This is a genomic window from Natrinema sp. CRL1, from assembly GCF_059162405.1.
In genome coordinates this window covers 489949-516255 of record NZ_JBLVOY010000001.1, presented here as the reverse complement: position 1 = coordinate 516255, position 26307 = coordinate 489949, and the positions used below count along the sequence as shown (strand labels likewise).

The following is a 26307-nucleotide window of genomic DNA, read 5'->3' as shown; positions in this document are numbered from 1 at the left end:
GGCGTCGAGGGTTACTCCTTGAGCAGTTGGTCGCCGATCGTGTTCCGCAGCACCTCGCTGGTGCCCTCGTAGATCTCGTTAAGTTTGGCGTCGCGGTAGAACCGCTGGGCGGCGAAGTCCTTGGTGTAGCCGTAGCCGCCGTGGATCTGGATGCCCTCATTCGCGACCTCACGGCTGACTTCGGACGCGTAGAGCTTGGCTTGGGAGGCGTCCTTGATGTAGTCTTCGCCGCGAATCTTCTTGTCGGCGGCCTTGTGCATGAGCATCTTCGCGGCCTGGATCTTCGTGTCCATGTCCGCGAGCTTGTGCTTGATCGACTGGAACTCGCCGATCGGCTGGCCGAACTGCTCGCGTTCGTTGGCGTAGTCCCGGGCCTCTTCGAAGGCCGCGCGGGCGATGCCGACGCCGCGAGCGGCGATCGTGATTCGGCCGCCGTTTAACGTCTTCAGCGCGTGGACGAAGCCCTCGCCTTCCTCGCCGAGCCGGCGCGATTCCGGAATTCGGAGGTCGTCAAAGCGAAGTTCGGCCGTCGGACAGCCCTTGTCGCCGAGTTTCTCCTCCGTGCCCTCGACGATGAAGCCGTCGTCCTCCTCGGGGCGGACGATAAAGGAGGAAATGCCCTTGTTGCCGGCCTCGGGGTCCGTCTTTGCGAAGAGCGTGACCGTGTCGGCCACGGAGCCGTTGGAGATCCAGAGCTTGCCGCCGTTGATCACGTACTCGTCGCCCTCCTTCTCCGCGGCTGCGCCGCTCCGTTCCGAGGCGCTTTGCGCCTCGCTCTTCTCCGCAGTGGTATCCATCGCCGGCACGTCGCTTCCGGCCCCCGCCTCCGAGAGCGCGAACGCGCCGATGTCTCGCCCCTCGGCGAGCGGCGTCAGATACTCCTGCTTCTGGGATTCGTCGCCGAACTCGTAGAGCATGTTCCCGGCAAGCGAGGTGTGGGCCGCGACGATCGTGCCGAGGCCCCCCGAACCGCGAGCGATCTCCTCGAGCCCGATCGCATACGAGTGATAGTCGAGTCCGGCACCGCCGTACTCCTCGGGGAAGGGCATTCCCATCAGCCCCAGATCGGCCATCTCACCGACGAGGTCGGCGGGGAACTCATCCTCGTGGTCGATCTCGTCGGCGACAGGAACGACCTCCTCGTCGACGAACTCCGAGACCATGTCCCGAATCTGTTGCTGTTCGGCCGAGAGTGCGAAGTCCATACGCCGGAATGCGTGTCCTCGCGTCTTTATAGTTCGCTCTTCGGCAGCGCCGTCGAAACAGCGGTGACACCCGACATCGGCCAGCACATACGCTCGGAAGCGTGGTGGCTCCGACTCGACTGACGAGCGGCGGGTCCCGACAGCCGAGCGCGGCGGACTCGAGTACCCCGTGGAAGACCCACTACTGTGAACAGAACCACTCGAGGGCCTCGCCGATCGGCTCGTCGCCCGAGAGAATTTCGAAGGTCTCACCGACGAGCGCATCGTAGTCGAGTGTAGCCACGAGCGTCCGAGCAACGTCTTCGCGGGGGATGTCCCCGGCGTCCAGCCCGATGTCTTTCCCGATTTCGATCGTCCCGACCCCGGAGTCGTTGGTCAGTTCCCCTGGACGGACGATCGTGTAGTCGAGGTCGCTCTGCCGGAGGTACTCGTCGGCCTCCGCTTTTGCGGTCAGATAGTCCTCGAGCGCGTCGGGGCCGGCCGCGGGGTCGTCGGCACCCATCGAACTGAGCATGACGAAGCGGTCGACGCCGGCCTCGCTCGCCGCGTCGATCAGAGTGATCGCCCCGTCTCGGTCGACGCCGTAGACGTCCTCGCCGCCGGAGCCGGCCGCGAAGATAACCGCGTCACAACCCTCGACGGCGTGATCGACGTTCCCGGTTAGGTCCGCGACGACCGGCTCGCCGCCCAGGTCCGCCACCTCGTCGGTCTGGGAGTCGTCCCGAACCATCGCTCGAGCGGTGTGCTCGCTCTCGCCGAGTTGGTCCGTAACGTGCTGTCCGACCTGTCCGTGAGCGCCGGCGATGAGTACGGTCCGAGTCACGGGTACGTTTCGTCCGCCGACAGTATACGGATTTCGTCGGAACACGCCGGGCAGCGAGGAGCGGATCGACCCGACCTCGAGTCCCGATTGCCACCGATCGGAAGAGTACGCCGCGACCGCGGCGTTTTTCCCCGATGGTCACGAAACTAACTCGAGTAGATGACCACGGGCCAGCCCGAATCCCCCACCGACGCCGACCTCGAGTGGTGTTATGACGCGGTTCACGGCGTTTCGCGGACCTTTTCGATCACCATCGATCGGCTCGAGGAGCCGATGGCGAGACACATCTGTCTCGGCTACCTCCTCTGTCGAATCGCTGATACGATCGAGGATGCGGGACACATCCCGCCGGAGACCCAGACCGAACTGCTCGCGACGTTCGATCGGCTGCTCGATCCTGAGGAGTCCGAATCGGTCGCAGCGTTCATGGACGACGTCGAGCCGTGGATTCCGGAGGAGCGCACCGACGACTGGGAGGTCGTCGCCGAGACGCCGCGGGTGTTGCGAACGTTCGAATCGCTCGAGGAGGAGCCCCGAGAAATCATGCGAGAACCCGTCCGCGAACTCGTCGACGGCATGGCGATGTTCACCGATCGGTACGCCACCGAGGGCGGACTGCGCCTCCAGACCATCGAGGAACTCGAGGAGTACTGCTGGTATGCCGCCGGCACCGTCGGCACCCTGATCACGGGGTTGGTCGCTCGCGGCACCTCCAAAGAGCGGGCCGCGGAGATGCGGGAGAACGCCCGTTCCTTCGCGCTGCTCTTGCAACTGGTCAACATCGCGAAAGACGTCGAGGACGACTACCACGAGGAGAACAACGTCTATCTCCCCGCCGAGTGGCTCGCGGCGGAGGACGTCGACGTCGAGGCGGTCACCGACGAGGCCCACCACGGTGGCGTCACGAACGTCATCCAGCGGGTGACAGGCCGCGCCGAAGGCTACCTCGACGACGCCCAGCGCTATCTCGAGGTCGTCCCCGAACACCACGGCAACCGGCTCTCGGCGTGGGCGATCCCCTACCTGCTCGCGGTGGGGACCCTCCGGGAACTGCGCGAACGCCCGGAAGACGTCGTCCGCGAGGGTGACGTAAAGGTCTCTCGAGCGGAGGTCTTCGCGCTGCTCCAGCAGTTCGAAGACGGCGTCTCCCGCTCGCGGCTGGACGAACTCCGCCGCAAGATGGCCGAACAGCCGCTGCATCAGTAGCCGACCTGCACCGACCGGAACCCTGAATTGGGACCGGTCTCTACGTACAGTACTGATGAGTTCGGATACGCCGGACGGCCCGATCATCCTCTTCGACGGCGTCTGTAACCTCTGTAACGGGTTCGTCCAGTTCATTCTCCCCCGAGATACGGAGGGGAAATTCCGCTTTGCCTCCCTCCAGTCCGATGTCGGCACCGAACTGCTCGCCGAGCACGACCTCCCGACCGACGAACTCGAGTCGATCGTCCTGATCGACGGCAAGGACAGTTACGTCAAATCGGACGCGGTCATCCGCATCGCGCGACTCCTCGGCGGTCCCTACGCCCTGCTGGGTCCGTTCCGATTCCTCCCGCGGCGGCTCCGCGACTGGGCCTACGACTTCGTCGCTGCGCGCCGCTATCGCTGGTTCGGCAAAAAGGACCAGTGTGCCATGCCCCCGGCGGACGTCGATGTCGGTGCGCGATTCCTCGAATAGCTCGGTGTCTGTCTGTTCGTTCTCGAGTGCGATTTACCGACAACGGGCGTTCACTCGACCCCGAGAGCCAACCGTCGGCCGAGCAGTGCGAGCGGGTAGCCGAAGGCGGCGACGCTCCCGACCCACGGCAGGAGTAAGAGGCCGTAGACGGCCGGCCCGTACCCAAACAGAGAGACGGGTGCGATGCTCGCGATTGCGACGATCGGTGCGAGCACAACGACTGCGACGAGCGCGATCGGGAACCGCCCGCGTTCGGCGGCGTACCCGATCGGAAGACAGAGCGCGGTCGCCGCGCCGAAACAGAGCGGGAACGCGTACACCGGCGGGCCGGTCAACAGGAGGGTCACCCCCGCGGCGGCGACCGTCACGAGGATCGACAGCCCGACCAGCCCCCGGGTCTCGAGCCCGTCCCCGAAACGGCGCGCTGCGCTTCCCAGCAGAGCGTAGCCAGCCCCGAGCGCGGCCAGCGCGACGGCACCCGGCGCTGGGCCGGCACTGGTCGCGGCCACGCCGACGACGAGGAAGCCGACCGCCCCGACGGCACCGACGGCGACGATCAACCGCTCGAGCATCGCGGCGTCGACGGCATCGATCCCCCAGTCGATTCGACCGATCGCGACGCCGACGAGTCCGAGCAAGAGCCCGGGGAAGAGACCGCCGCTTACGCCGTGGTCGATCGCCGTCGGGCCGGTCTCGAGTCCGATCGTGGCGTAACCGGTCGCCGTGCCGGGGACGCCGCCGTTGCCGTAGGTGACGTACGTCTGCCTGTCGAACCCGGTCTCGGCCGTCCACGTCGCGTTGTTCCCGTCGACTTCGGCGGCAGGGACGCGGTTCGTGATTTCGGTGCCCTCGGGCGTGTGGATCGTCACCCGTTTGGCCGCGATTCCGTACCGGGTGTTCGACGTGCCTACGGCGAAGTAATCGACGAGCCACGCGTCGCCGACGCCGCGAGTCGCAACGTCGTCGACGGTGTAGTTCACGACCACCGTCTCGCCCTCGAGGCTCGAGTCGGCCGTGCGACCGTCGCCGTCAGCCGCGTGGGAGCGCGCCCACGCGCCGTCGACCGCGGCCTCGAGGGCGGTGTCGTTGGTCCGGTATCGCTCGGCGGCCGAGGAGTTGACCGGAACGCGAGCCTGCCACAGCGAGTCACCGGTGTCATCGATGTAGATGTCGAGCGTGCCGGGTTCGGTCGCACCGTCGATCTCGGCATCGTTCGCGATGTGCGGGCCACAGACCCCACAGATCTGCGTCGGCGGGGGTGCGCCCGCGACGGCGGCGATACCGCCGAGCGCGACGAGGCTACAGCAGAGGGCGAGGAGCGCGAGTCGGGCGGTTCGCATCGGTCCCGAGTACGCGTATCAATTGTAAATAAATTAGGCTTTGTTGAAGTGTCGTCGAACGCTCGAGAGTGATTGCGTGACAGCCGGCTATCGGACATCTGCGTCGGCACAGGAGAGCACGCATCTCGATCGGGGTGGCTGCGCGAACCCCATTACTCGTAGTCGTAGAAGCCCGTCCCCGTCTTCTTCCCGAGGTCGCCGGCCTCGACCTTCCGCTTGAGGAGGTAGGCTGGCTTGTATCGGTCGCCCAGTTCCTCGTGGAGCGTTTCGGAGGCGTGGAGACAGACGTCCAGCCCGATGTGATCGGCGAGGGTAAGCGGCCCCATCGGGACGTTGGTGCCGAGTTCCATCCCGCGGTCGATGTCCGCCTTTGAAGCGACGCCCTCGTCGTAGGCGCGGATCCCCTCATTGATCCAGGGCATCAGGATGCGGTTGGTGACGAAGCCGGGCTTGTCGTCGGCCTCCCACGTCGTCTTCTCGAGGTCCTCGGCGATGCGGTGGGCCAGCTCGGTCGCCGCCTCGGTCGTCTTCTCGCCGACGACGACCTCGACGCCCTCCATGATCGGCACCGGGTTCATGAAGTGGAGCCCAATCACGCGCTCGGGGGCCTCGAGGGTCGCGGCGATCGAGGTGATCGAGAGCGTGCTCGTGTTCGTCGCCAGCAGGATGTCCTCGTCACAGACTCGCTCGAGGTCCGCGAAGACCTCCTGCTTGACGCTCAGTTCCTCGAGGGCGGCCTCGACGACGAGGTCGCAGTCCCCGAGATCGTCGAGAACCGTCGTTCCCTCGATTCGGTCGCGGATCGTCGCGGGCTCCTCCGCGAGGTCGCCGCGGGAGTCGAGCCGTCCGAGGCTGTCGTCGATGGTGTCGAACCCGTTTTCGACGAACCCCCGTTCGATATCGCGCATCACGACATCGTAGCCGTTCGTCGCCGCGACCTGTGCGATGCCGCTGCCCATCGTCCCCGCGCCGACGACGCCGATCCGGTCGATCTGCTCGCGAACCATAGCACATAGTAGGCCGAAGACCGGCGTAAGGCTGGCGGTGGTCGCCGCTCCGCCCGATCGATACGGGCGTAGACGCCTCGTCTAGCTTGCAGATTCCCGTCAGAAACTATAACAGCCTTCCCCGTGAGGTACCCGTCATGTGTCGGGAGACGAAGCGAGAACCGGCGTGGGTGGCGGCGATCCGGCTGGCCTTTCTCGAGGGGCGGGTCGATGTCGACGGCGTGATGAAAGAGGCGAACCTGATTCCCGGTCGCGAAGGAACGGTTCGGGACGTGCTCTCGACGATGGACGACCGAAACCTCCTCGAGTCAGTCGGCGGGGCCGACGACGCCTACGTCCCGGGGCCGGTACTCATCGAGTCCGATCGGTACGATTTAGACTTCACCAAAGCCTCGGACGGCGGCGCACACCGCTGGCGCTCGAGCGGCTGATCGACTATTCTGTGCCATAGCGAAAGCTATGTACCGACTAGGGCTGTACGCCACGCCGATGGGTACGCTTACGGATACGAAGGTCTCCGAAAAGAACCTGACTACGGTGCCGAAACCAGTGCGAAACTTCCTCGATGTCGGCGAAGGCGACCGGATCGAGTGGCACGTCGAAGACGGCAAGATCGTCGTCAAGAAACTCGAGTCAGCGTAGTTCGAACTCGGTCACACGTCGTCGGGAACGTCGACATCGCGGCGCACGCCGGGATCGTCGACGGCGACGAGCACGCTTGCGTCGTGCTCGAGCAGGATCTCCCGACCGCCGATATCGCCGTCGACATCGGTCAGCGGCGCGAAAAAGCGCGCGTCGAACAGCACCGGGTTGCCGCGGTCGCCCTCGAACGCCGGCGCGACCGCGTCGCCCGCGTCCGCGGTGTAGGCGGTCACCAGCGTGTCGACTGTTTCCGGCGAGACGAACGGCATGTCCCCGAGTGCGACGATGGCGGCGTCGGGCTCAGCGTCGTGGCGACGAAGGCTCTCGATACCCGCCCGGAGCGACGACGCCTGCCCGGTGTCGTAGGCCTCGTTGACGACCGTCTCGACCGGAAGCCCCGCGAGCGTATCCCGGACTCGGTCGGCCTCATGCCCGAGGACGACGACGACCGGCTCGAGCCCGCTTTCGACGAGGGTGCGTGCCGCGTGACGGACGATGGGCTCGCCGTCGACCGTCGCCAGCAGCTTGTTTTCCACGCCGAAGCGGCTGCTCGTGCCAGCCGCGAGCAGGACGCCGGCCACCGCCGGTGACTCCCGGCTCGAGTCGCCGACGCTCTCGCGATCCGTACTCGATCCGGCGTCGCGGGCGAGGGCGGCTGCGTCGACGACCGGCAGGTCGGAGCCTTGGGATTGACCCGAGTCCCCCGTCGGTTCCGGGTCTCCCTGATCGGCACCGGATTCGACCCCCGGTCCATCATCGGGTCCGCCGCCGGTCATCGCTCGAGCGCCGTCGCCGGGACGATGTCGACGGTCTCGTCGGCCGCGAGTCCCTCTCTCGTCAGCACGAACCCATCGGCGCGGCTCGCGCGCGTACTCGAGGAGAGGACGCTTGGGTCGAACGTCTCCTCGTAGATCGGGAGCGCGGAGTCGGCGTGACCGAGCGGCATCGCGACGCCGTCCTCGAGCGTAACGGGAATCGCGTAGGTGAACCCAGGGGTAGCGATGCCGACGTCGCGGGCCACCCGAGCGGAGACGGTCGGCAGTGACTGGTCACCGGTAAAGAACGATCGGGTGACGAGGGCGGTCACCAGATACGCGCCGACCGGTTTCCCGGGGACGGCGATCGCCACCGCGTCGTGGTCGGGAAGCCGCGCGACGGCGATCGGTTTGCCCGGACGCAGGCGGACGCGATGGAACAGGACCTCGCCGAGCGAGGCGAGCGTGCGGATGACGTAGTCCTTGTCGCCGACGCTCGTCCCCCCGGTCGTGACGACGACGTCGTGTTCGCGGGCGAGTTCCGCGATTCGGGATTCGACGCGGTCGTTCTCGTCGGGGACCGATCCCTCGTACGTCACGTCGTGGCCCCACCCGCGGACGAGTCCGGCCAGCATCGGCGAGTCGAGGTCCCGGTGTCGGCCCTCGTGAATCTCCGTTCCGGTCGCCAGCAACCCGACGGACACGCGCTCGCGAACGGCGACCTCGTCGATCTCGAGGTCCCCCAACAACAGCGCGTCTTTCGCGCCGAGGCGCTCGCCCGCGTCGAACAACTGGTCGCCCTCGCCGACGTTGCTCCCGCGCTCGTAGACGTAGGTCCCCGGCTCGAGCACCGTCCCCGTGAGCCGGCCGTCCTCGACGGTCGCCTCCTCGCGTTTGAGCACTGCGTTCGCCGCCGGGGGCAGCGGCGCGCCGGTCGCGATCCGAACCGCCGTCCCGGCCTCGAGTGCCGGCGGCTCGTCCTCCGGGTAGACCGATTCGTCGACGACCTCGAGGGGGTACTCGTCGGTCGCGTCGAACGCGAAGCCGTCCATCGTCGCGTGACTCCGCGCCGGAACGTCGACCGGCGCACGGATCGGCTCCGCGAGTGTGCGGCCGGCCGACGCCTCGAGAGAGACGCGTTCGGACTCGAGTGACGCCAGCCGTTCCGCTCGCAGCCCGCGAACGCGGTCGGCGGCCGCATCGAGCTCGATCAGATCGTCGCCGTCGTGTGGTTTCTCGGCCGTCATCATCGTAATTGAGTCTGCGAACGGGTTCGTTGACTAACACTAATGTTTATTTGTGTGGTACGGGATATCATATACTGTGGTAAATAGTATGCACATAGTGCAGGGTTATAAAAGATGACGCCGACCGATAATCGACGATCGCGACGCTGGAGCGGGTGGTCATAATGGAGTTCGACGGCGAGTTCGAACTCGAGGACGTCCCGCCGGAGAAAGCCTGGGTCGTCCTCTCGGACCCGATCGCGGTACGGAATTCGCTGAAGGGCTGTCAGTACATCACCCCGATGGATGAGGACTTCAGCTACGACGACTACGAGGCCGACGAGGACGCCGAGACGCTACCCGAGGCCGATCCGGAGGACGTTGCAGCGCGCGCGTTCGTCGAAGGCCAGGAGTACGCCGCGCTGATGCAAGTCGGCGTCGGCAGCGTCAAACCCCGGTTCGAGACCACGGTGACGATCGAGGAACGAGACGAGGAGAACTTCATCATGACCGCGACCGGGAGCGGGACCGCAAGCGGCAGTAGCTTCAGCATGGAGTCGGGGATGCAGATCCATCCCCTCGAGGACGGCGAGGGCTCGCGCATCGAGTGGTGGACCGAGGCCGACATCTCGGGGCGCATCGCCCAGCTCGGCTCGCGGGTCATCAACCCCGTTGCCAATAAGATCGTGAACAACTTCTTCAGCGACATCGAGCGCCAGATGAGCGACGTCGAGGAGACGGATTCGGGCATCACGGACCGGATCCGCGGGATGCTATGAAACCGGCCCAGTTCGAGACCCACGAGCCCGCGACCGTCGAGGAGGCCGTGAGCCTGCTCGAGAGCCTCGACGATCGAGCGATCCTGGCCGGGGGCCAGAGCATGGTCCCGATGCTCCGGTTTCGCCTCGCCGTCCCGGAGACGGTCATCGATATCAACTGCATCGAGGGTCTGGATTACCTCGAAGAGGAAGACGGCTGGCTTCGGATCGGCGCGCTTGCACGCCACGCGGATGTCGAGGAATCGTCCCTGATCGAGGAAGAGTACGGCAGCTTCGCGGACACGGCCCCGCTGGTCGCGGACCCGCAGATCCGCAATCGCGGGACCGTCGCCGGCGCGATCGCGCAGGCGGATCCGAAAGGCGACTGGGGCAGCGTCCTGCTGGCCCACGAGGGCGAGGTCGTCGCACAGGGGCCGGACGGGGAACGGGTCGTCCCGGCAGAGGATTTCTTCCTCCTGCCCTACGACACGACCCTCGACGAGAACGAACTCATCACCGAGATTCGAGTCCCGACGCCGGCCCCCTGCGAGGGCAGCGCCTACCACAAGCTCAAACGGAAGGTCGGCGACTACGCGATGGCCGGCTCGGCCGCGCGGCTCGTGCTCGACGATGACGGTCGGATCGAGAACGCGAACATCGGACTCACCGCCGTCGACATCACGAACGTCCGGGCGACCGACGCCGAGGACCACCTCGAGGGCGAGCGTCCCGGCAGCGAGGTCTTCAAACGCGCCGGCGAGCTGGCGGCCGAGCAGTCGAACCCTGAATCGGACGAACACGGCGACGCCGGCTACAAGGAACGGATGGTAAACGTCCTCACCCAGCGGGCGCTGGGCGACGCCGCCGAGCGGGCCGGACTTACCAAACGGAGGGTATCACAGTGACGGACACGAGAGAGATCACGCTGACGGTAAACGGCACGGAACACGAGATCGAGGTCGAGCCGCGACAGTTGCTCGTCCACGCGATCAGAGAGGAACTGGACCTGACCGGGACCCACATCGGGTGTGACACCGGCAACTGCGGGGCCTGTACGGTCCTCAAGGACGGCGAGCCGATCAAGTCCTGTCTGATGTTCGCGACCCAGGCCGACGGGTGCGAACTCATGACCGTCGAGGGTATGGAGGACCTCCCCGAGGCCGGCGACGACCTGCACCCGCTGCAGGAGGGCTTCCGCGAGGAACACGGCCTCCAGTGCGGGTACTGTACGCCCGGAATGATCATGTCGGGCAAGGCCTTGCTCGACGAGAATCCGGACCCCAGCGAGGAGGAGATCCGCGAGTCGATCAGCGGGAACCTCTGTCGGTGTACCGGCTACCAAAACATCGTCCGCTCGATCGAGTACGCCGCCGAGGAACTCGAGGAGAGCGAGATCGCCGCCGCGGACGGCGGCGTCGTCACGGACGCCGACGGCTCGACGATCGCACCGGCCGAGCTGACCGACGAGGACGGCGGGTTCGACTGCGGCGTCGAGAACTGCTGTGGCGGCCCGTCGACGACCCAGGACCACGATCTGGATTCCGGAGGTGACAGCGAATGAGCAGCGATTCCGAACGGTTCGCGGAGGCCGAAGACGGTGGCCCACAGCCCGAGAAACACTGCGGGCACGGCCGCGGCGGCATGGGCGAAGAGGTCAAACGAAAGGAGGACCAGCGCTTCATCACCGGGCGGGGCAACTACGTCGACGACATCAAGAAGCCGGGAATGCTCCACTGCGAGATCGTTCGCAGTCCCCACGCCCACGCCCGCATCGAGGACATCGACAAGTCCCGCGCGCTGGATGTCGACGGCGTCGTCGCCGTCCTCACCGCCGAGGACTTACTCGAGCACGACCTGGCGACGATGCCGACGCTGATGGACGATACCCAGGACGTCCTGGTCAACGACAAGGTCAAGTTCCAGTCCCAGGAAGTCGCCGCCGTCATCGCGACCGACCGCTACACGGCCAAAGACGGGGCCGAGAAGGTCGTCGTCGACTACGACGTGCTCGACCCGGTCATCGGGGCGGACAACGCGCTCGAGGACGACGCCCCGGTGATCAGAGACGACATCGAGGGCAAGGAGGACAACCACTGCCTCGACTGGGAGACCGGCGACGAGGAGGCCACGGCGAAGGCGTTCGAAGAGGCCGACGTCACGGTCAAGGAGGACATGCTCTACCAGCGGCTCCACCCCGCGCCGATCGAGACCTGCGGGGCGGTCGGGGACTACGACCCCGGCAAGGACAAGCTGACGGTCCACATGACCTCGCAGGCACCCCACATCCACCGGACGCTGTTCGCGCAGGTTTCGGGGATCCCCGAGCACAAGATCCGGATCGTCAGCCCGGACGTCGGGGGCGGCTTCGGCAACAAGGTGCCGATCTACCCCGGCTACGTCGTCGCCGCGGCGGCGTCGTACGTCTTAGAGGAACCGGTCAAGTGGGTCGAGGAGCGCTCGGAGAACATCCAGTCGACCGGGTTCGCCCGCGACTACGACATGACCGGCGAACTCGCCGCGACCGAGGACGGCGAGATCCAGGCGGTCCGAACGGACGTGCTGGCCGACCACGGCGCGTTCAACGCGGTCGCCCAGCCCTCGAAGTTCCCCGCCGGGTTTTTCAACATCTTCACCGGCTCCTACGACGTCGACACGGCCTACGGGACGCTGACGGCGGCCTACACCAACACCGCACCGGGCGGGGTGGCCTATCGCTGCTCGTTCCGCGTGACCGAGGCGGTCTATCTCATCGAGCGGATGGTGAAAGTCCTCGCGGACGAACTCGAGATGGACCCCGCGGAGATCCGGCGGAAGAACTTCATCCAGCCCGAGCAGTTCCCCTACGAGAGCGCGACGGGGTGGAACTACGACTCCGGCGACTACGAAGGGGCGCTGGATTTGGCCCTCGAGATGGCCGACTACGACGACTACCGCGAGGAACAGCAGCGCCGGATCGAAGAGGACGCCGACAAACTGCTCGGCATCGGCGTCTCCTCGTTTACCGAAGTCGTCGGGGCCGGCCCCGGACAGTCCTGTGACATCGCAGGCGTCGAGATGTTCGACTCCGCCGAGATCCGGGTCCACCCGACCGGGAACGCGACGGTGCGGGTCGGCGTCCAGACGCAGGGACAGGGCCACGAGACCACCTTCGCACAGATCGTCGCCGAGGAACTCGGGATGGACGTCGACGACATCACCGTCGAACACGGCGACACCGACACCGACCCCTACGGTCTCGGGACCTACGGCTCGCGGAGCACGCCGGTCGCCGGCGCGGCCGCAGCCGTCGCCTCTCGCAAAGTGCGCGAGAAGGCCAAAGCGATCGCGGCCAACGAACTCGAGGCCGCCGAGGAGGACATCGACTGGGACCGCGAGAGCGGCCAGTTCCACGTCGCCGGCGCGCCCGACCGCTCGATCTCGATCACCGAGATCGCCGCCGGCGCGTATATGAACCATCCGAAGAGCGAAGAACCCGGCCTCGAGGCGATCAACTACTACGATCCGCCGGAGATGACCTATCCGTTCGGCTCCTACATCGTGGTCGTGGAGGTCGACCGCGAGACCGGCGAGGTCGAGTTCGAGAAGTTCGTCGCGGTCGACGATTGTGGCAACCGCATCAACCCGATGATCATCGAGGGCCAGATCCACGGGGGTCTCGCCCAGGGAATCGGGACGGCGATGCTCGAACACGTCACGTTCGACGACAACGGCAACGTCACCGGCGGGGACTTCATGAACTACCTGCTGCCGACGTCCATGGAGATCCCCGAGTTCGAGACGGGCCACACCGTCACGCCCTCTCCCCACCACCCGATCGGGGCGAAAGGCGTCGGCGAGTCGCCGACCGTCGGCTCGCCGCCGGCGATCGTCAACGCCGTCGTCGACGCGATGTCCCACGGCGGGATCAGCCACGTCGAGATGCCCATGACGCCCGACACCGTCTGGGAGAACCTCGACGAGGCTGGACTGGCGATGGACCCCGCCGACAACATCGCCCTCGAGTTCGACGACCAACGCAGTGACAGTACGGCCGACGACTGACTCGAGCCGAAAGCGACCCACGGACAGCCACCACGCCGACCGGCCACAGGAAGGGGGTGGCCGGCTCGGTCGAACCCGGCCGCCTTCCGCCCGAACCGCGGGCACCGACGCGGATATGACATCACCGAAATGACGGCAGACACACCACCGAACGCCGAGGACGAATCGACCAGCCATCGAGAGGACACGCTGACCGAGCGCGACCTCGAGGCGAGAGAGCGCACGCTACGGGAGCGCGAGGTGCCGTTCGCTCGGGCGACCGTCGTCCGGCGCGAGCCGCCAGTCTCGGCGACCGTCGGCGACCGCGCGCTCGTCACGAGCGACGGCGATCTGCGGGGCTGGATCGGCGGCGCGGCCTGCGCCCAGTCGCGGGTCGTCGAGCAGGCGCAGGCGGCCATCGCCGACGGCGAGCCGCGGCTGATCGCCCTCGCGCCCGACCCAGACGCCGTCGACCGACCCGGGGTCGACGCGTTTCCGATGCGCTGTCACAGCGAGGGGACCCTCGAGGTGTTCGTCGAACCAGTGGTCCCGGCGACCCGGCTGCTCGTCGTTGGCGGGTCGCCGATCGCGCGGTCGCTGGCGAGACTGGCACCCGAACTCGAGTTGGACGTGACCGTCGTCGACCCCGACGCGGCCGAGGAAGAGTTCCCGGACGGGACGACGGTCCTGTCGACGCTCGAGCCCGACGAGATCGCCGACGCGGTCGGCGCGGGGCCGTTCGTGGTCGCAGCTTCGATGGGCGAGTACGACGCCCGCGGCATCGCGGCCGGCGTCCTCGCGGACGCGCCGTATGTCGGCCTCGTCGCAAGCGACACCCGGGCCGAAGCGGTCGCCGAACGGGCCGCCGGACTCGTCGATCGCGATCCGGAGGCGGTTCGCGCGGCGATCACGAACCCGGCCGGCGTCGACGTCTCGGCCACCAGCGGGCCGGAGATCGCGGTGAGTCTCTTGGCCGAACTGATCGAGGCACGGGCGACCGCCGAGGCGACCCCCGCGTCCGCGGGTGACTCGAGCGCCGGCCCGGCCGAAAATGCCGCTGCCGATGCGGACGCAACCGCGGGCGTAGCCGACGAGTCGACCGCCGACGGCTCGGCTGCGGAGACCGAGGGAGCCGACGCCGAGGACGAGCCGGCGACCGATCCCGTCTGCGGAATGACGGTCGATCCGACCGACGCGCCGAACGTCGCTCACGGGGGGCGGACCTACTACTTCTGCTGTCCCGGCTGTGCCGACTCCTTCCGAAACGAGCCCGCAGAGTACCTCGAGACGACAGAGGACGGGGCGGTGGAATCGGTATGACGGGCAAGACGCCGGCGCTTCCGGTCGACTCGCCCTCCGAATCAGCCCTTCGGGAGCGGTTCGAGGCCCAGAACTACGTCGCGGACGACCGCGTGGTCACGACCGTCCAGCTCGCCTTACAGCTCGGGCGGCCGCTGCTGGTCGAGGGCCCGCCGGGCAGCGGGAAGACCAAACTCGGCAAGGTCCTCGCCGAGGGGTTCGACACGGAGCTGATCCGACTCCAGTGTTACGAGGGGCTCACCGCCGAGAACGCCCTCTACGAGTGGAACTACACGAAGCAGTTGCTCGCGGTCCAATCAGACGAAGGCACCGTCGGCGCTGGATCCGAGGGCCGGGAGGGCGGCTCCGTCTTTGGCGACGAGTACCTGCTCGAGCGGCCGCTCCTGCGCGCGCTCACCGCCAGCGACGACCGCTCTCCGGTCCTACTGATCGACGAGATCGACCGAGCCGACGAGGCGTTCGAGGCCTTCTTGCTCGAGTTGCTCTCGGACTTTCAGGTGTCGATCCCGGAACTGGGGACGGTCAGCGCCGAGAACCCACCGATCGTCGTCCTCACGTCGAACCGGACCCGCGGGTTGAGCGACGCGCTCAAGCGGCGGTGTCTGTACCTGCACGTCGAGCCGCCGTCGTTCGAGACGGAGTACGAGATCGTCTCCCGCAAGGTACCCGAACTCGACGCGGCGATCGCGGCCGAGGTCTGTGCGGTCGTCGAGCGCCTCCGCGAGGAGTCCTTTCTCAAGCAGCCGGGCGTCGCCGAGACGCTCGACTGGGCGCGGGCGGTCGCCGCGCTCCGGGCCGACGGCGAGCCGCGGTCGCTCTCGACCAACGAGATCGAGCGGACAATCGGCTGTCTCCTCAAGGAAGTCGAGGACGTCTCTCGCATCGATACCGAGCTGCTGGAACGCCTGGAAGCGGCCGCTGCCGCGGCCGACGATCGGATCGAAGCCACCGACTAATGACCCCGAATCGGAACCCCTCGGCCCCTCGCGACGACGGCCCGCGAGCCGACGGCGAGCGCGGCGAGGGAGGGGGACTCGAGCGAGCGAGCGGCGACGGTATCCCCGATTTCGAGGGCGCTCGGAAGCACGTCCTGACGGAGCTCGTTCGCTTCGTCGGACGGCTCCGCAAAGAGGGAGTTGGGGTGGCGGCCGACGGCACCCTCGAGGCGGCGCGGGCCCTTGCCGTGGTCGGGCTCGCCGATCGCGAACCCGCCGCGGACGCGCTGCGAGCGACGCTACTGACCGGGGCCGACGACGTCGCAGTCTTCGAGGAGGAGTTCCCGACGTTCTGGCACCGGTTGCGGACCGGCCTCGACCGGATCGCGACCCACGAGGGGAGCGCCGCGACCGACGGCGACGACGGGTCGGCCGCGGCTGCGGACCTCGAGTCGGAATCTCCCGACGCCGACCTGCTGACCGATACCGAAGCGTCGACGCCGGACTCGAGCGAGGGGCCCGAGCGCGTCAATGTCAGGATTTCGACCGGCCGGCGGCACGCCACCGGTGACCGGGCGACCGATGCCGGTGACGATTCTGCGCGCCGGTACAGCGCCGTCGGCCGGCGCGAGCCGGTCGCGGCCGACGGTGTGTCGCTCTCCGAAAGCGAGGAAACGGCGATCGATCGATTCGTCGCCGCGCTCGCGACGATCCCGGGACGGCGCACCCGGTCGGCCGAGAGCGGCGACCGCGTCGACGCCCGGCGGGCGCTCCGGACGAGCCTCGGCACTGGCGGGACCGCGATGGAGCTGCCGACGCGCGAACCGGTCCCAAGCGAACTCCGCTGTTGTCTGTTGATCGACGTCAGCGGTTCCGTCCTCGATACGGTCGACCGCGAGACGCTGTTGGCCGTCGCGGAGCGGTTACAGGGGACCGCGCGAACGGGCTCGGTCTTCCTCTTCGATACGAACCTCGTCGACGCGACCGACCACTTCGAACGGGCTGAGGGCGATCCGGCCGCGGCGCTCCGCGAGGCCGAGATCGAGTGGGGCGGCGGCACGCGGATCGGCGACGCCTTCGAGACGCTCCGGCGACGCCACCCCCACGCGGTGGACCGCCGGACCGTCGTCGTCGTGGTCAGTGACGGCCTCGACGTCGGCGACCCGGAGACCCTCGAGGACGGGGTCACCTGGCTGGCCCGGCGGGCCGACGCGGTCGTCTGGCTCAATCCGCTGGCGGTCTCGCCGGCCTACGAGCCCCGATCGCGGGGGATGGCGACCTGCCTGCCCTACGTCGACGGCCTGTTCGGCTTCGCGGAGCCCGCTGACCTCGCCGAGGCCGCGCGACAGCTCGAGCGCCGCGGGCTCGACGGGCCGATCGGATTCGAACACGATCCGCGCCGGCTCGAGGCCGACGCCGACGGCGGTGATGCGGAATGACCGAGCCGATCCTCCCGGCCGTCGTCGACCGCCTCCGCTCGATGGGGGCGCTCGAGGGGGCGGCCGTCGAGCGCGTCACGGTCGGCGAGGCGGCGGTCATGGTCGAAACGAGCGTCGGTCCCGCGATCGATTCGGTCGACGACGAGTCGACCGCGACGGACCGACGGAGCGCCGGGCTCGCTCACCGCCCATCCGGCGACGGCGGGGAGCCGGTCGACTTCGACGGATCGACCGACGAGTTCGCCCTCGAAACGCTGCTCGAGTGGGCGACGCGGCCGGCGGGCGACTCGGCGGCCGGGGCGGACGGTGCGGCCGGTGCCAGCGATGCGGAACAGCGGCCGCTGCTCGAGACCGCGATCGGCGTCGCGGCGGTCAACGCGCTATCGGCCCCGCTCGTCGATTGGGAGGCGGGCGATCCGATGGCCCTGCTGGACCCCGCCGTCGACGTGATCGCGACGGTCGGGCTCTTCCGGCCGGCGTTTCGAAAGTTCGCGGACGTCGACGTTCGCGTCATCGAACGGCGGGACGTGGGACCGGTGGCCGCGCCCGACGGCGTCCGCGTGTCGACGTTCCGGCCGGCCGACGCGACGGCGGCGATGGCCGACGCCGACGTGGTCTTCGTCACCGGTTCCGCGTTCGTCTACGGTGGGCTCGAGGCGTCTCTCGAGGCTGCCCCGGAATCGTCGACCGTGGTCCTGATTGGGGCGACGGCGTCGATGCTACCTGGACCGGCGTTCGACGCGGGGGTCGACGTGGTGGCCGGAGCGTCGGTGACCGACCACGACGGAGTCCGCGAGGCGGTTCGGGCCGGCGCGTGCGGGACGGACCTGCACGACGCCGGCGTTCGGAAGGGGTACGCGGTAAACGGGGCGACAGCGGGTTTACAGCAGCTACGGAACCAATGACACGAAGCAACTGGAGCGTACCGGAGACCGAGGTGGTACAGCGAATTCACGAGCGACTCGCGGCCGACGGGACGGACGTCCTCGCGACGATCGTCGACGTCGAGGGGAACGCCTACCGGCGGCCGGGGGCGAAGATGCTCCTCGACGAGGCCGGCGAGGGCGTCGGCTCCATCACGGCCGGCTGTCTCGAGGACGAACTGCTCGCGGCGGCCGGCTCGGTCCGCGAGAGCGGCCGGCCGGAACTGGTGACCTACGACTTGATGGAGGACGACGAGGACGTCTGGGGGCTCGGCGTCGGCTGCAACGGGATCATCGACGTCCTGCTGGAGCCGTTGACTGACGCCTACCGCCCGGCCGTCGAGGCGTTCGCGGACGGGCGGAACGTCGCGGTTCTCACCGTACTCGAGGGGAACGGGGCGCTGGAACGGGGGGACCGCGCGTACTATCGCCCCGACGAGGGCGTCCTCACGACCCCGGACGGTGAGCCGGCGACGGCGTGGCCCGAAGACCTCTCGGATCCGGCAGCCGAACTCGCCGGGCGCGGCCGCGCGGACATCCTCGAGATCGAGTCGGGCGAGGGCCGACTCGAGGTGTTCGTCGACGGCCTCGCGGCCCCGTCGGACCTGATCGTGTTCGGCTCGGGCCACGACGTAGGCCCGGTCACGGAACTGGCCGCGAAGAACGACTTCCGGGTCACCGTCGTCGGCTTCCGCGGGGGCGTCGACCTCGCGGCGCGGTTTCCCGATGCCGACGAAACGCTGACGACCTCACCGGGGAGTATCAACGAGGACCTCACTCTCGACAGCAGCACCTACGCGGTCGTCATGACCCACAATTTCGTCGACGACCGGCTGACGATCGAGACCCTGCTCGACTCGTCCGTTCCCTACGTCGGCCTGATGGGGCCCCACGAGCGGTTCGAGGAGATGCTCGAGGCCTTTGCAGACGAGGGCCGGACGTTCGACGAGGAGGCGCTGTCGTCGCTGTACACTCCGATCGGACTCGACCTCGGCGGCGGCTCTCCCTACCAGATCGCACACAGCATCGTCGCGGAGGTGCTCGCGGTCTCTAACGATCGGACGCCGCGGCACCTGCGGAGCCGCGAGGGACACATCCACGACCGCGTGACCGTCGCGTCCGAGGGCGATGTCCCGTCGCAGTAGCGCGGTCCTCCCCGGCCGCTGCAGGGCCGGATCGCGTTGGGCGTCGCCTCGGCGGCCCGACTGGCCGACTGATCGCTATGGACTGTGACGATCACGCCGCCGACGCCGAGGGCGACCCCGACTCGAGGGCGACGTGTTCGCTGTGTTCGCTTCCCGTCTCCGCACGGCCAGTCGCCGAGCCGACCGTCGCGGGCTCGTTTTGCTGTCAGGGCTGTCTGGAGGTCGCGCGAACGCTCGAGACCGTTTCCCCGTCCCCGTCAGCGTCGCCTGTGGACGGAAAACCGGCGAGTACTGAGCGCCGCAGGCTCGAGTTCGAGCCCGGCACCGACGGACAGTGCCGGTCGAACCGCCGGATCGCGGCCGTCGCGTTCGCGCTCGTGGTCCTCGCAGTTCTCGTGATCGCGGTCATCTGACGGCTCCCGACTGAGACGGGAGAGGGACAACGACAGGCGTATCACGAGGAAACCTTCAAGGTCGGTGAATGTGAGTTGCAGACAGACCCGGTGATCGCGTGAGCGAAAAACACATCGCGGCCGATGAGAGGGCGGAGACAGCCGGCGAGAGCGACAAAGCCGGCGTCGTCGATATCGGGATCAGGGTCGACGTAACCGAAATCAGTGACTCGACCCGCGACGCTGACCGGGTCGAACTCGAGTTCGACGAGCGGGACCGGCTCGAGCCGGCCGACGCGGACGAAGACCCCGACGGAACGCCGGAGCCGGAGACGGATGCGGCGATCGAACTCGACGAGCGCGAGGCCCTCGAGGCGGTCGATATCGACCCGGAGACGATCGCGGACAAGGAGTATTCCTACCGGATGTTGCTGGATCGAGGCGTCGAGGAACCGATCGCTGACACCCTCCGTCGACGGTATTCGCTGCCGTGGTCGTTCGAAAGTAACGGCGACCTCGACCGGCGCTCGGACGAGGTGCGCGGCCTCGGCGACGCCGAACGCGAGTGGATCGCCGTCAGCGGGGACGAGGACTGGCAGGCCTTCGAGTACGAGCACTCGGGACCGATCTCAGTCGGCCGAGAGCGGCCCTCGGAGCGGCCGTATCCGAAGCCGACGCCGGCCACGGCGGTCACGGGTGTCGGACCCGACGACGCCGACACGCTGGCCGAGGCCGGCGTCCGCTCGGCGGAGCGGCTGGCGACGATCGACGCGATGGCCGTCGCCGGCGTCCTCGATCTGAACGTCTTACACGTGCGGACGTGGCGACACAACGCGCGCGAACTGCTCCGCGACTGAGTTCCCGCCGACTCGAGGCGCTTTCTCTGACCGCGACGAGCGCGGTTTTCGAACCGAGAGGGTTCAGTTCGGTACACCGATCGACCGGCGAAAATCGGCCGACTTACTACTTGTATACTCAATTTCGATAATACGGACCATCAGAGATTTATAGCGGCCTGTTGGACCGTCTAACAGATGATTCCGATCGACGACTCTCCGATCGTTCGCGACGGCAAGTCACTGATTCTCGCGATGGACCACGGGTTAGAGCACGGGCCCGTCGACTTCGAGGAGGTACCGGAGAAACTCGATCCGTCGACCGTCTTCGAAACGGCGACCCACGACGCGGTCACCTCGATTGCCGTCCAGAAGGGGATCGCAGAGGGCTACTACCCGAGCTACGAGGACGACGTCAACCTCCTGGTGAAGCTCAACGGGACCTCGAACATGTGGATGGGCGAGCCCGACTCCGCGATCAACTGCTCGGTCGACTACGCGGCCGAGATCGGTGCCGACGCGGTCGGTTTTACCGTCTACAGCGGCTCGAACCACGAGGTCGAGATGTACGAGGAGTTCCGCCGCGTCCAGGAGAAGGCCCGCGAGTACGACCTCCCCGTCGTCATGTGGTCCTATCCGCGCGGACAGGGGCTCAAAAACGACACCAAGCCGAGTACCATCTCCTATGCGACCCGCATCGCACTCGAGGTCGGTGCCGACATTGCGAAGGTCAAGTACCCCGGCAGCACCGACGCTATGGAACACGCCTGCAAGGCCGCGGGCGACATGAAAGTCGTCATGAGCGGCGGCTCGAAGACCTCCGACTACGACTTCTGCTCGACCGTCGAGGCCGCGGTCACCGCCGGCGCGAGCGGCCTCGCCGTCGGCCGCAACGTCTGGCAGCGCGAGAACCCGACCACGATCCTCGACGCGCTCGAGGAGGTCATCTACGAGGAGGCCACCGCCGACGCCGCACTCGAGGCCGCCGAATAGGATGACGGTGTCCGATCCAGTCGTCGAGACCGTCGTGGCGACGATCAGTCGCTCGGCGACCGAGATTCGGCAGGGACTGATCGGCCGCCGCGGAACCGTCGACGAGGAAAATCCCAGCGGCGAAACCCAGGCCGAAGCCGACGTCTGGGCCGACGACTTGCTCGGCGACCGACTCGCCGAGATCGACGGCGTCGGCCAGTACGCAAGCGAGGAGCGTGCCGAGGTCGTCGACTGCGGGGCCGATCCCTCGTCGTCGGACAGCTATGCGGTCGCGGTGGACCCGCTCGACGGCTCCTCGAATCTCAAGTCCAACAACACGATGGGGACGATCTTCGGCGTCTACGACGCCGCCCTCCCGGCTCGCGGTGAGACCCTCGTCGCCGCCGGCTTCGTCCTCTACGGGCCGATCACGACGATGGTGATCGCCACCGAGGAGACCGTCACCGAGTACGAACTCTCCGGCGGCGAGCGAACGGTCGTCGACCGCGACGTAACCCTCCCCGCGGAGCCGGTCGTCTACGGCTTCGGCGGCCGCGTGCCCGACTGGCCCGCCGACTTCCGCGAGTACGCCCGCGAGATCGAGTCCGAACTCAAGCTCCGCTACGGCGGCGCGCTGATCGGCGACGTCAATCAGGTGCTCACCTACGGCGGTACCTTCGGCTATCCGGCCCTCGAGTCCCGGCCCGAAGGCAAGCTCCGGCTGCAGTTCGAGGGGAACCCGATCGGCTACGTCGTCGAGCAAGCCGGCGGTCGCTCCTCGGACGGTACGCAGTCGTTACTCGCCGTCGAACCCGACGAGCTACACGATCGGACGCCGGTCCACGTCGGCAACCATGACCTGATCGAGCGACTCGAGGCGACGCTCGCGTAGCGGCTCAGTTCTCGTTCTTTCCGTTTCCATCGCTCCGAACCCACGCCGCTGTCACGGTGACGTAGGTCCCGACGCCGAGGACGAGCAGCGCGTAGAACGCCCAGGGGGGCCACGCGGTCTCGAGGAACAGCAGCGTCAGAAAGAGAACCCACAGCGAGACCGCGAGCAGGTCGCCGAGCAGTCTGAGCAGCCCGCGTGCGGCGACGCTGACGGTGCTTCGATCACGACTGGCGTCCGTCGAGCGGGCGGTGTCACTACTCATCTGGGATCGGATCGATCGGGGTACTCGAGTCGCGCGGGCTCGTCGGCCCGGTGTGGTTCCTGCCGTCGATTTCGCGGCGGTTAGAAGTGATAGCCATGTTTCTCGGTCAATCGGTAGGCACCGACGCCCCAGACGTAGCTCTGTCCGGGCCACCAGGTGCGGGCGTTGTTGAACCCCGCGACGAGCACGTCGCCGTCCTCGCTCTCGGGGTCGCGGTGGTAACTCACGGAGCCGCTGTCGCCGTCGGTCAGGTCCATCTCGCCGCCCCAGCGGATCTGCCCGCGGCGACAGAACTCGTCGGTAAAGCAGGTGACGGCGTCGACGCCCTGGATTTTGCCCGTCGTGTGACCGCTCAAAGCGCCGACCTTCTCGAGTTCCTCGTCGCGGGCGACGAGGTCGGCGAGGCCGAACTTAGTGTACTGGCCTCGAACGCGAGGCTGGGAGGGCGCGTCGATCCTGCTCGCGGGCTCGATCCGGCCGATGGGGGCAATGGCGGCGATGTCATCGACAGGGTGGTAGTCGGCGACAGTCCCGATCTCGAGCGTCTCGTCGCCCTCGCGGGGCAACAACAGGGAATCGCCGGCCGTGTCGCGGTCGTCGCTGAACGCGTGATCCGCCGTCACGAAGAACCGTCGCTGGTCGTCAGGGTGGTACAGCGCCGGCCCGAGCGTTGCCATGCTCGAGGCCGTCTCGCAGGCGACGCCGCTGGGGACGCGGCCGTCCGCGGTCAGATCGGCGATTCGCGGCTCTCTGGGCTCGGCGTCGTCTTGGATGTCGCCGATATCGATGATCGTCTCGGAGTTGATGTCGATCCCCGCCGCGAGCTCGTTGAGTAACTGTCGCAGGGAGTGGCCGTCGCTCGAGAGACCGACGGAGACCGTGGCGGTCCCGCTCTCGTAGCTACCGGGGATGACCGCACTCCCGAGGTAGCCGGTGAAGGCGCGGCGGGCCAGCAGATCGTTGACCTCGAAGGCCGTCTCGACGGCGGCGTACCACTCTGCGGGGACGTGGCGCGTTCGCTCCCGGATCGACCACGGATCGTCCGGGTCGTCCCTGACGAGGGCGGTGACGACGGGGACCTCGCCGTCGTCGGCCGCGAGGAAGTCGTTGACGCCGAGCCACTGGGCCATGCCGACTGCGAACCCGCCGCTGACGACAGTTCGCAGGAACTCTCGCCGGTCCATTCCCGACTCGAGTCGGTCGCGAAGTGTCGCAAGTCGCTGGACGAGACGCCCGGAGTCGGCTGTCGACGGACCCAAATCCTGATCGCCGGTCGCTATGCGCCCCGTTCCGCCAAATCGTCTGTTCACGGACACGGGATCGGTAACCGTCGAAACCAACGGCAAAATTGACGAAAGGGGTTCTGCCTGCAGCTGCCGCCGAAGGTAGCATTCCCGGTAGACGGTCGTTTCCACGGCCTTCTACCGGCTCTCGGAATCGGCGATCCGTCCACAGGAGCCGGCCATTTCCGCTGGCAATACCACTATATAATAGCTGCACGACTGAACGCGAGCGCTCGTATCACGCGGCCGTTCAGTACGCGTTGTCTCCGTGCTGGTGACCGCGGAGGCAGAACGCACCTCTCGCTCGGTTCGTGCCGGCCGCGAGGGCACACCCTCCTCATGCCCTCGCGGCGAGCGCCGCGATCAGCCGCGCTCTCCGGTGCGGACCGCTCTCTCCGTTTTATCTCCGTGGCTGTGCCCGCGAGCCAACGGGTCGGCCCGCTCGAGCGATCGCGAATCGGGGAAAACGGTATCAGGTCGCCCGACACAGGCAGAAGCATGCGAGTTCGTATCGCGGCCGGTGCCGACGACGAGGAGGCTGCGGCGATCGCGGCCGCGCTGGCCGATCACGTCGGCGAGACGGTCGAGGTCTACTGCGGCGACGATGCCGAACCGACGGCGGTCCACGAGATCGACGGCGAGCCCGGCGACCCAACCGACGAGAAAGCGGCGGCCACGGCCGGTGTGGCGGGTCACGAGTCCGACGGCGGTGATCTCGGTCCGACCGAGCGCGAGCAGCGACTGCGGGACGAAATCGCGGACATCCTCGAGGGCGGCCCCGAGAAGTACAGAGCACAGCTTTCCGAGGAGGGGAAACTGTTCGTCCGCGATCGGCTCGAGCTGTGGTTTTCCGGCGAAGACAGCGAACTGCGATTCGAGGACGGCAAGTTCGCGGCGTTCGACGACTGGCACTCGAGCGGGGCGAACACTGACGAGGACACCGACGACCGGCTGCCGGCGGATGGGCTGATCACGGCCGCGGCGACCTTCGAGGGGCGGGATGTCCACGTCATGGCGAACGACTACACGGTCAAGCGCGGCAGTATGGCCGCCAAAGGCGTCGAGAAGTTCCTCAGGATGCAACAGCGGGCGCTCAAGACCGGGAATCCGGTGTTCTACCTGATGGATTCCTCGGGCGGCCGGATCGACCAGCAGACCGGCTTCTTCGCCAATCGCGAGGGGATCGGGAAGTACTACTACAACCACTCGATGCTCTCCGGGCGGGTGCCACAGATCTGTGTGCTCTACGGACCTTCGATCGCCGGCGCGGCCTACACGCCAGTATTCGCGGACTTCACGATCATGGTCGAGGGAATGTCTGCGATGGCGATTGCGTCTCCGCGGATGGTCCAGATGGTCACCGGCGAGGATATCGATCTGCAGGAACTCGGCGGCCCGCAGGTCCACATGCGCGAATCGGGCTCTGCGGACCTGATCGCCGACGACGAGGAACATGCCCGCGAGCTCGTGGCTCAGTTGATCACCTACTTACCCGACAACGCCGACGAGAAACCGCCGAAACGGGAGCCGACCGCGCCCGCGAAGTCGCCGGCGGGCATCGACGCCATCGTCCCCCAGCAACCGAACAAGGGGTACGACATGACAGACGTTATCGACCGCATCGTCGATGCGGGTTCGTACTTCGAGTTACGCCCCGATTACGGCCCCGAAATCGTCACGGCCTACGCCCGGATCGACGGCCGGCCGGTCGGTATCGTCGCCAACCAGCCCGCCCACCGCGCCGGGGCGATTTTCCCCGACGCGGCCGAGAAGGCCGCGGAGTTCATCTGGAAGTCGGACGCGTTCAACATTCCCTTACTCTACCTCTGTGACACGCCCGGCTTCATGGCCGGCTCGCAGGTCGAGAAAGACGGCATCTTAGAGCAGGGCAAGCGGATGATCTACGCGACCTCCTCGGCCACGGTCCCGAAACAGACCGTCGTCGTCCGCAAGGCCTACGGCGCGGGTATCTACGCGATGGGCGGGCCCGCCTACGACCCCGAGAGCGTGATCGGGCTCCCCTCCGGCGAGATCGCGATTATGGGGCCCGAGGCCGCGATCAACGCCGTCTACGCCCGCAAGCTCGCCGAGATCGACGACCTCGACGAGCGCGAACGGATGGAACGAGAACTCCGCGAGGAGTACCGCGAAGACATCGATATCCACCGGATGGCCAGCGAGGTCGTCATCGACGAGATCGTCCCGCCGAGCGCGCTGCGCGAAGAACTGGCCGCTCGCTTCGATTTCTATGCCGACATCGAGAAGTCGCTGCCCGACAAGAAACACGGCACGATTCTCTAACTGCGCGGCCGGCGGCAACGTGATCCGTCCTTACGGTTCTGGTCTGTGAGTTTCCAGACCTGGGCACTGCTCCGCCCTGCTCGAGCGGCGCGAAGCGGCGGTTATGACGGCTTACCGACGACGGAGCGGCCCCTACGCTTGGCATAACAA

At 67.4% G+C, this 26307-nt stretch carries 26 protein-coding genes; 18 read left to right on the top strand and 8 right to left on the bottom strand.

The annotated features are described in order from the left end of the window. Nucleotides 1-11: 11 nt before the first annotated feature. Both ACJYUO_RS02810 and ACJYUO_RS02805 read right to left on the bottom strand, forming a co-directional pair. Nucleotides 12-1205, bottom strand: coding sequence for an acyl-CoA dehydrogenase family protein (locus ACJYUO_RS02810; RefSeq protein WP_494343890.1), 1194 nt, complete (start codon nucleotides 1203-1205; stop codon nucleotides 12-14). 181 nt (nucleotides 1206-1386) lie between these two features. Then, complete coding sequence (locus ACJYUO_RS02805) at nucleotides 1387-2028, bottom strand: SDR family oxidoreductase (protein ID WP_494343889.1); 642 nt, start codon at nucleotides 2026-2028, stop codon at nucleotides 1387-1389. A 159-nt stretch (nucleotides 2029-2187) separates the two neighbouring features. On the opposite strand from ACJYUO_RS02805, the gene ACJYUO_RS02800 reads away from it, so the two are divergent. Together ACJYUO_RS02800 and ACJYUO_RS02795 are read left to right on the top strand one after the other, a co-directional pair. After that, entirely contained in the window at nucleotides 2188-3234 is a 1047-nt protein-coding gene (locus ACJYUO_RS02800; RefSeq protein ID WP_494343888.1) for a phytoene/squalene synthase family protein, read from the top strand. A 55-nt stretch (nucleotides 3235-3289) separates the two neighbouring features. Further along, nucleotides 3290-3709 carry a thiol-disulfide oxidoreductase DCC family protein gene (locus tag ACJYUO_RS02795; protein WP_494343887.1) on the top strand — a complete coding sequence of 140 codons (420 nt, stop codon included), beginning with the start codon at nucleotides 3290-3292 and terminating at the stop codon, nucleotides 3707-3709. A gap of 50 nt (nucleotides 3710-3759) precedes the next feature. Here the strand turns inward: ACJYUO_RS02795 and ACJYUO_RS02790 are convergent, their stop codons facing one another. Together ACJYUO_RS02790 and ACJYUO_RS02785 are read right to left on the bottom strand one after the other, a co-directional pair. Next, entirely contained in the window at nucleotides 3760-5049 is a 1290-nt protein-coding gene (locus ACJYUO_RS02790) for a hypothetical protein (RefSeq protein ID WP_494343886.1), read from the bottom strand. Between the two features lie 152 nt (nucleotides 5050-5201). Then, nucleotides 5202-6056, bottom strand: a complete 855-nt coding sequence (locus ACJYUO_RS02785) for a 3-hydroxyacyl-CoA dehydrogenase family protein (protein ID WP_494343885.1) — start codon at nucleotides 6054-6056, stop codon at nucleotides 5202-5204. 137 nt (nucleotides 6057-6193) lie between these two features. Here ACJYUO_RS02785 and ACJYUO_RS02780 point away from each other — a divergent pair, with 137 nt between their 5' ends. Both ACJYUO_RS02780 and ACJYUO_RS02775 read left to right on the top strand, forming a co-directional pair. Beyond that, nucleotides 6194-6487 (top strand): hypothetical protein, encoded by a 294-nt coding sequence (locus tag ACJYUO_RS02780; protein WP_494343884.1) that lies wholly within the window; start codon nucleotides 6194-6196, stop codon nucleotides 6485-6487. 58 nt (nucleotides 6488-6545) lie between these two features. Beyond that, nucleotides 6546-6698: an AbrB/MazE/SpoVT family DNA-binding domain-containing protein gene (locus tag ACJYUO_RS02775; RefSeq protein WP_494343883.1), complete on the top strand. Its 153-nt coding sequence runs from the start codon at nucleotides 6546-6548 to the stop codon at nucleotides 6696-6698. A gap of 11 nt (nucleotides 6699-6709) precedes the next feature. Here the strand turns inward: ACJYUO_RS02775 and ACJYUO_RS02770 are convergent, their stop codons facing one another. Both ACJYUO_RS02770 and ACJYUO_RS02765 read right to left on the bottom strand, forming a co-directional pair. Then, nucleotides 6710-7474, bottom strand: coding sequence for a nucleotidyltransferase family protein (locus ACJYUO_RS02770; RefSeq protein ID WP_494343882.1), 765 nt, complete (start codon nucleotides 7472-7474; stop codon nucleotides 6710-6712). Beyond that, nucleotides 7471-8700 carry a molybdopterin molybdotransferase MoeA gene (locus tag ACJYUO_RS02765; protein WP_494344425.1) on the bottom strand — a complete coding sequence of 410 codons (1230 nt, stop codon included), beginning with the start codon at nucleotides 8698-8700 and terminating at the stop codon, nucleotides 7471-7473. Before ACJYUO_RS02765 ends, ACJYUO_RS02770 begins: the two co-directional genes overlap by 4 nt. Nucleotides 8701-8864: 164 nt before the next feature. On the opposite strand from ACJYUO_RS02765, the gene ACJYUO_RS02760 reads away from it, so the two are divergent. The 13 genes from ACJYUO_RS02760 to ACJYUO_RS02700 all read left to right on the top strand — a co-directional run bounded on the left by ACJYUO_RS02760 (nucleotide 8865) and on the right by ACJYUO_RS02700 (nucleotide 22311). Continuing rightward, complete coding sequence (locus tag ACJYUO_RS02760) at nucleotides 8865-9458, top strand: SRPBCC family protein (protein ID WP_494343881.1); 594 nt, start codon at nucleotides 8865-8867, stop codon at nucleotides 9456-9458. Continuing rightward, complete coding sequence (locus ACJYUO_RS02755) at nucleotides 9455-10342, top strand: FAD binding domain-containing protein (RefSeq protein ID WP_494343880.1); 888 nt, start codon at nucleotides 9455-9457, stop codon at nucleotides 10340-10342. Before ACJYUO_RS02760 ends, ACJYUO_RS02755 begins: the two co-directional genes overlap by 4 nt. Then, a complete protein-coding gene (locus ACJYUO_RS02750; protein ID WP_494343879.1) occupies nucleotides 10339-10998 on the top strand; it encodes a (2Fe-2S)-binding protein in 660 nt (219 codons plus the stop codon). Before ACJYUO_RS02755 ends, ACJYUO_RS02750 begins: the two co-directional genes overlap by 4 nt. Then, nucleotides 10995-13478, top strand: coding sequence for an aerobic carbon-monoxide dehydrogenase large subunit (locus tag ACJYUO_RS02745; protein WP_494343878.1), 2484 nt, complete (start codon nucleotides 10995-10997; stop codon nucleotides 13476-13478). Before ACJYUO_RS02750 ends, ACJYUO_RS02745 begins: the two co-directional genes overlap by 4 nt. Nucleotides 13479-13607: 129 nt before the next feature. Continuing rightward, nucleotides 13608-14777: an XdhC family protein gene (locus ACJYUO_RS02740; protein WP_494343877.1), complete on the top strand. Its 1170-nt coding sequence runs from the start codon at nucleotides 13608-13610 to the stop codon at nucleotides 14775-14777. Beyond that, nucleotides 14774-15733: an AAA family ATPase gene (locus ACJYUO_RS02735; protein ID WP_494343876.1), complete on the top strand. Its 960-nt coding sequence runs from the start codon at nucleotides 14774-14776 to the stop codon at nucleotides 15731-15733. Before ACJYUO_RS02740 ends, ACJYUO_RS02735 begins: the two co-directional genes overlap by 4 nt. Further along, nucleotides 15733-17151: a VWA domain-containing protein gene (locus ACJYUO_RS02730; RefSeq protein ID WP_494343875.1), complete on the top strand. Its 1419-nt coding sequence runs from the start codon at nucleotides 15733-15735 to the stop codon at nucleotides 17149-17151. Before ACJYUO_RS02735 ends, ACJYUO_RS02730 begins: the two co-directional genes overlap by 1 nt. Next, nucleotides 17148-18056 carry a Rossmann-like domain-containing protein gene (locus ACJYUO_RS02725; protein WP_494343874.1) on the top strand — a complete coding sequence of 303 codons (909 nt, stop codon included), beginning with the start codon at nucleotides 17148-17150 and terminating at the stop codon, nucleotides 18054-18056. The genes ACJYUO_RS02730 and ACJYUO_RS02725 overlap by 4 nt, the downstream gene beginning before the upstream one ends. Beyond that, nucleotides 18053-19219 carry an XdhC family protein gene (locus ACJYUO_RS02720; protein WP_494343873.1) on the top strand — a complete coding sequence of 389 codons (1167 nt, stop codon included), beginning with the start codon at nucleotides 18053-18055 and terminating at the stop codon, nucleotides 19217-19219. The genes ACJYUO_RS02725 and ACJYUO_RS02720 overlap by 4 nt, the downstream gene beginning before the upstream one ends. 77 nt (nucleotides 19220-19296) lie before the next feature. Beyond that, nucleotides 19297-19632, top strand: coding sequence for a hypothetical protein (locus ACJYUO_RS02715; RefSeq protein ID WP_494343872.1), 336 nt, complete (start codon nucleotides 19297-19299; stop codon nucleotides 19630-19632). Nucleotides 19633-19730: 98 nt separating this feature from the next. Further along, nucleotides 19731-20468, top strand: a complete 738-nt coding sequence (locus tag ACJYUO_RS02710) for a DUF7409 domain-containing protein (RefSeq protein ID WP_494343871.1) — start codon at nucleotides 19731-19733, stop codon at nucleotides 20466-20468. Between the two features lie 177 nt (nucleotides 20469-20645). After that, the gene (locus ACJYUO_RS02705; protein WP_494343870.1) at nucleotides 20646-21440 is read left to right on the top strand and encodes a class I fructose-bisphosphate aldolase; all 795 of its coding nucleotides are present in this window, start codon (nucleotides 20646-20648) and stop codon (nucleotides 21438-21440) included. Nucleotide 21441: 1 nt separating this feature from the next. Continuing rightward, on the top strand, nucleotides 21442-22311 hold the full coding sequence (locus tag ACJYUO_RS02700) for a class 1 fructose-bisphosphatase (protein ID WP_494343869.1): 870 nt from the start codon (nucleotides 21442-21444) through the stop codon (nucleotides 22309-22311). Nucleotides 22312-22315: 4 nt separating this feature from the next. Here the strand turns inward: ACJYUO_RS02700 and ACJYUO_RS02695 are convergent, their stop codons facing one another. After that, nucleotides 22316-22573, bottom strand: a complete 258-nt coding sequence (locus ACJYUO_RS02695; RefSeq protein WP_494343868.1) for a DUF8119 family protein — start codon at nucleotides 22571-22573, stop codon at nucleotides 22316-22318. Nucleotides 22574-22653: 80 nt separating this feature from the next. Next, entirely contained in the window at nucleotides 22654-23757 is a 1104-nt protein-coding gene (locus ACJYUO_RS02690) for a hypothetical protein (RefSeq protein WP_494343867.1), read from the bottom strand. A 597-nt stretch (nucleotides 23758-24354) separates the two neighbouring features. Here ACJYUO_RS02690 and ACJYUO_RS02685 point away from each other — a divergent pair. Beyond that, nucleotides 24355-26157 carry an acyl-CoA carboxylase subunit beta gene (locus tag ACJYUO_RS02685; RefSeq protein WP_494343866.1) on the top strand — a complete coding sequence of 601 codons (1803 nt, stop codon included), beginning with the start codon at nucleotides 24355-24357 and terminating at the stop codon, nucleotides 26155-26157. Nucleotides 26158-26307: the final 150 nt, after the last annotated feature.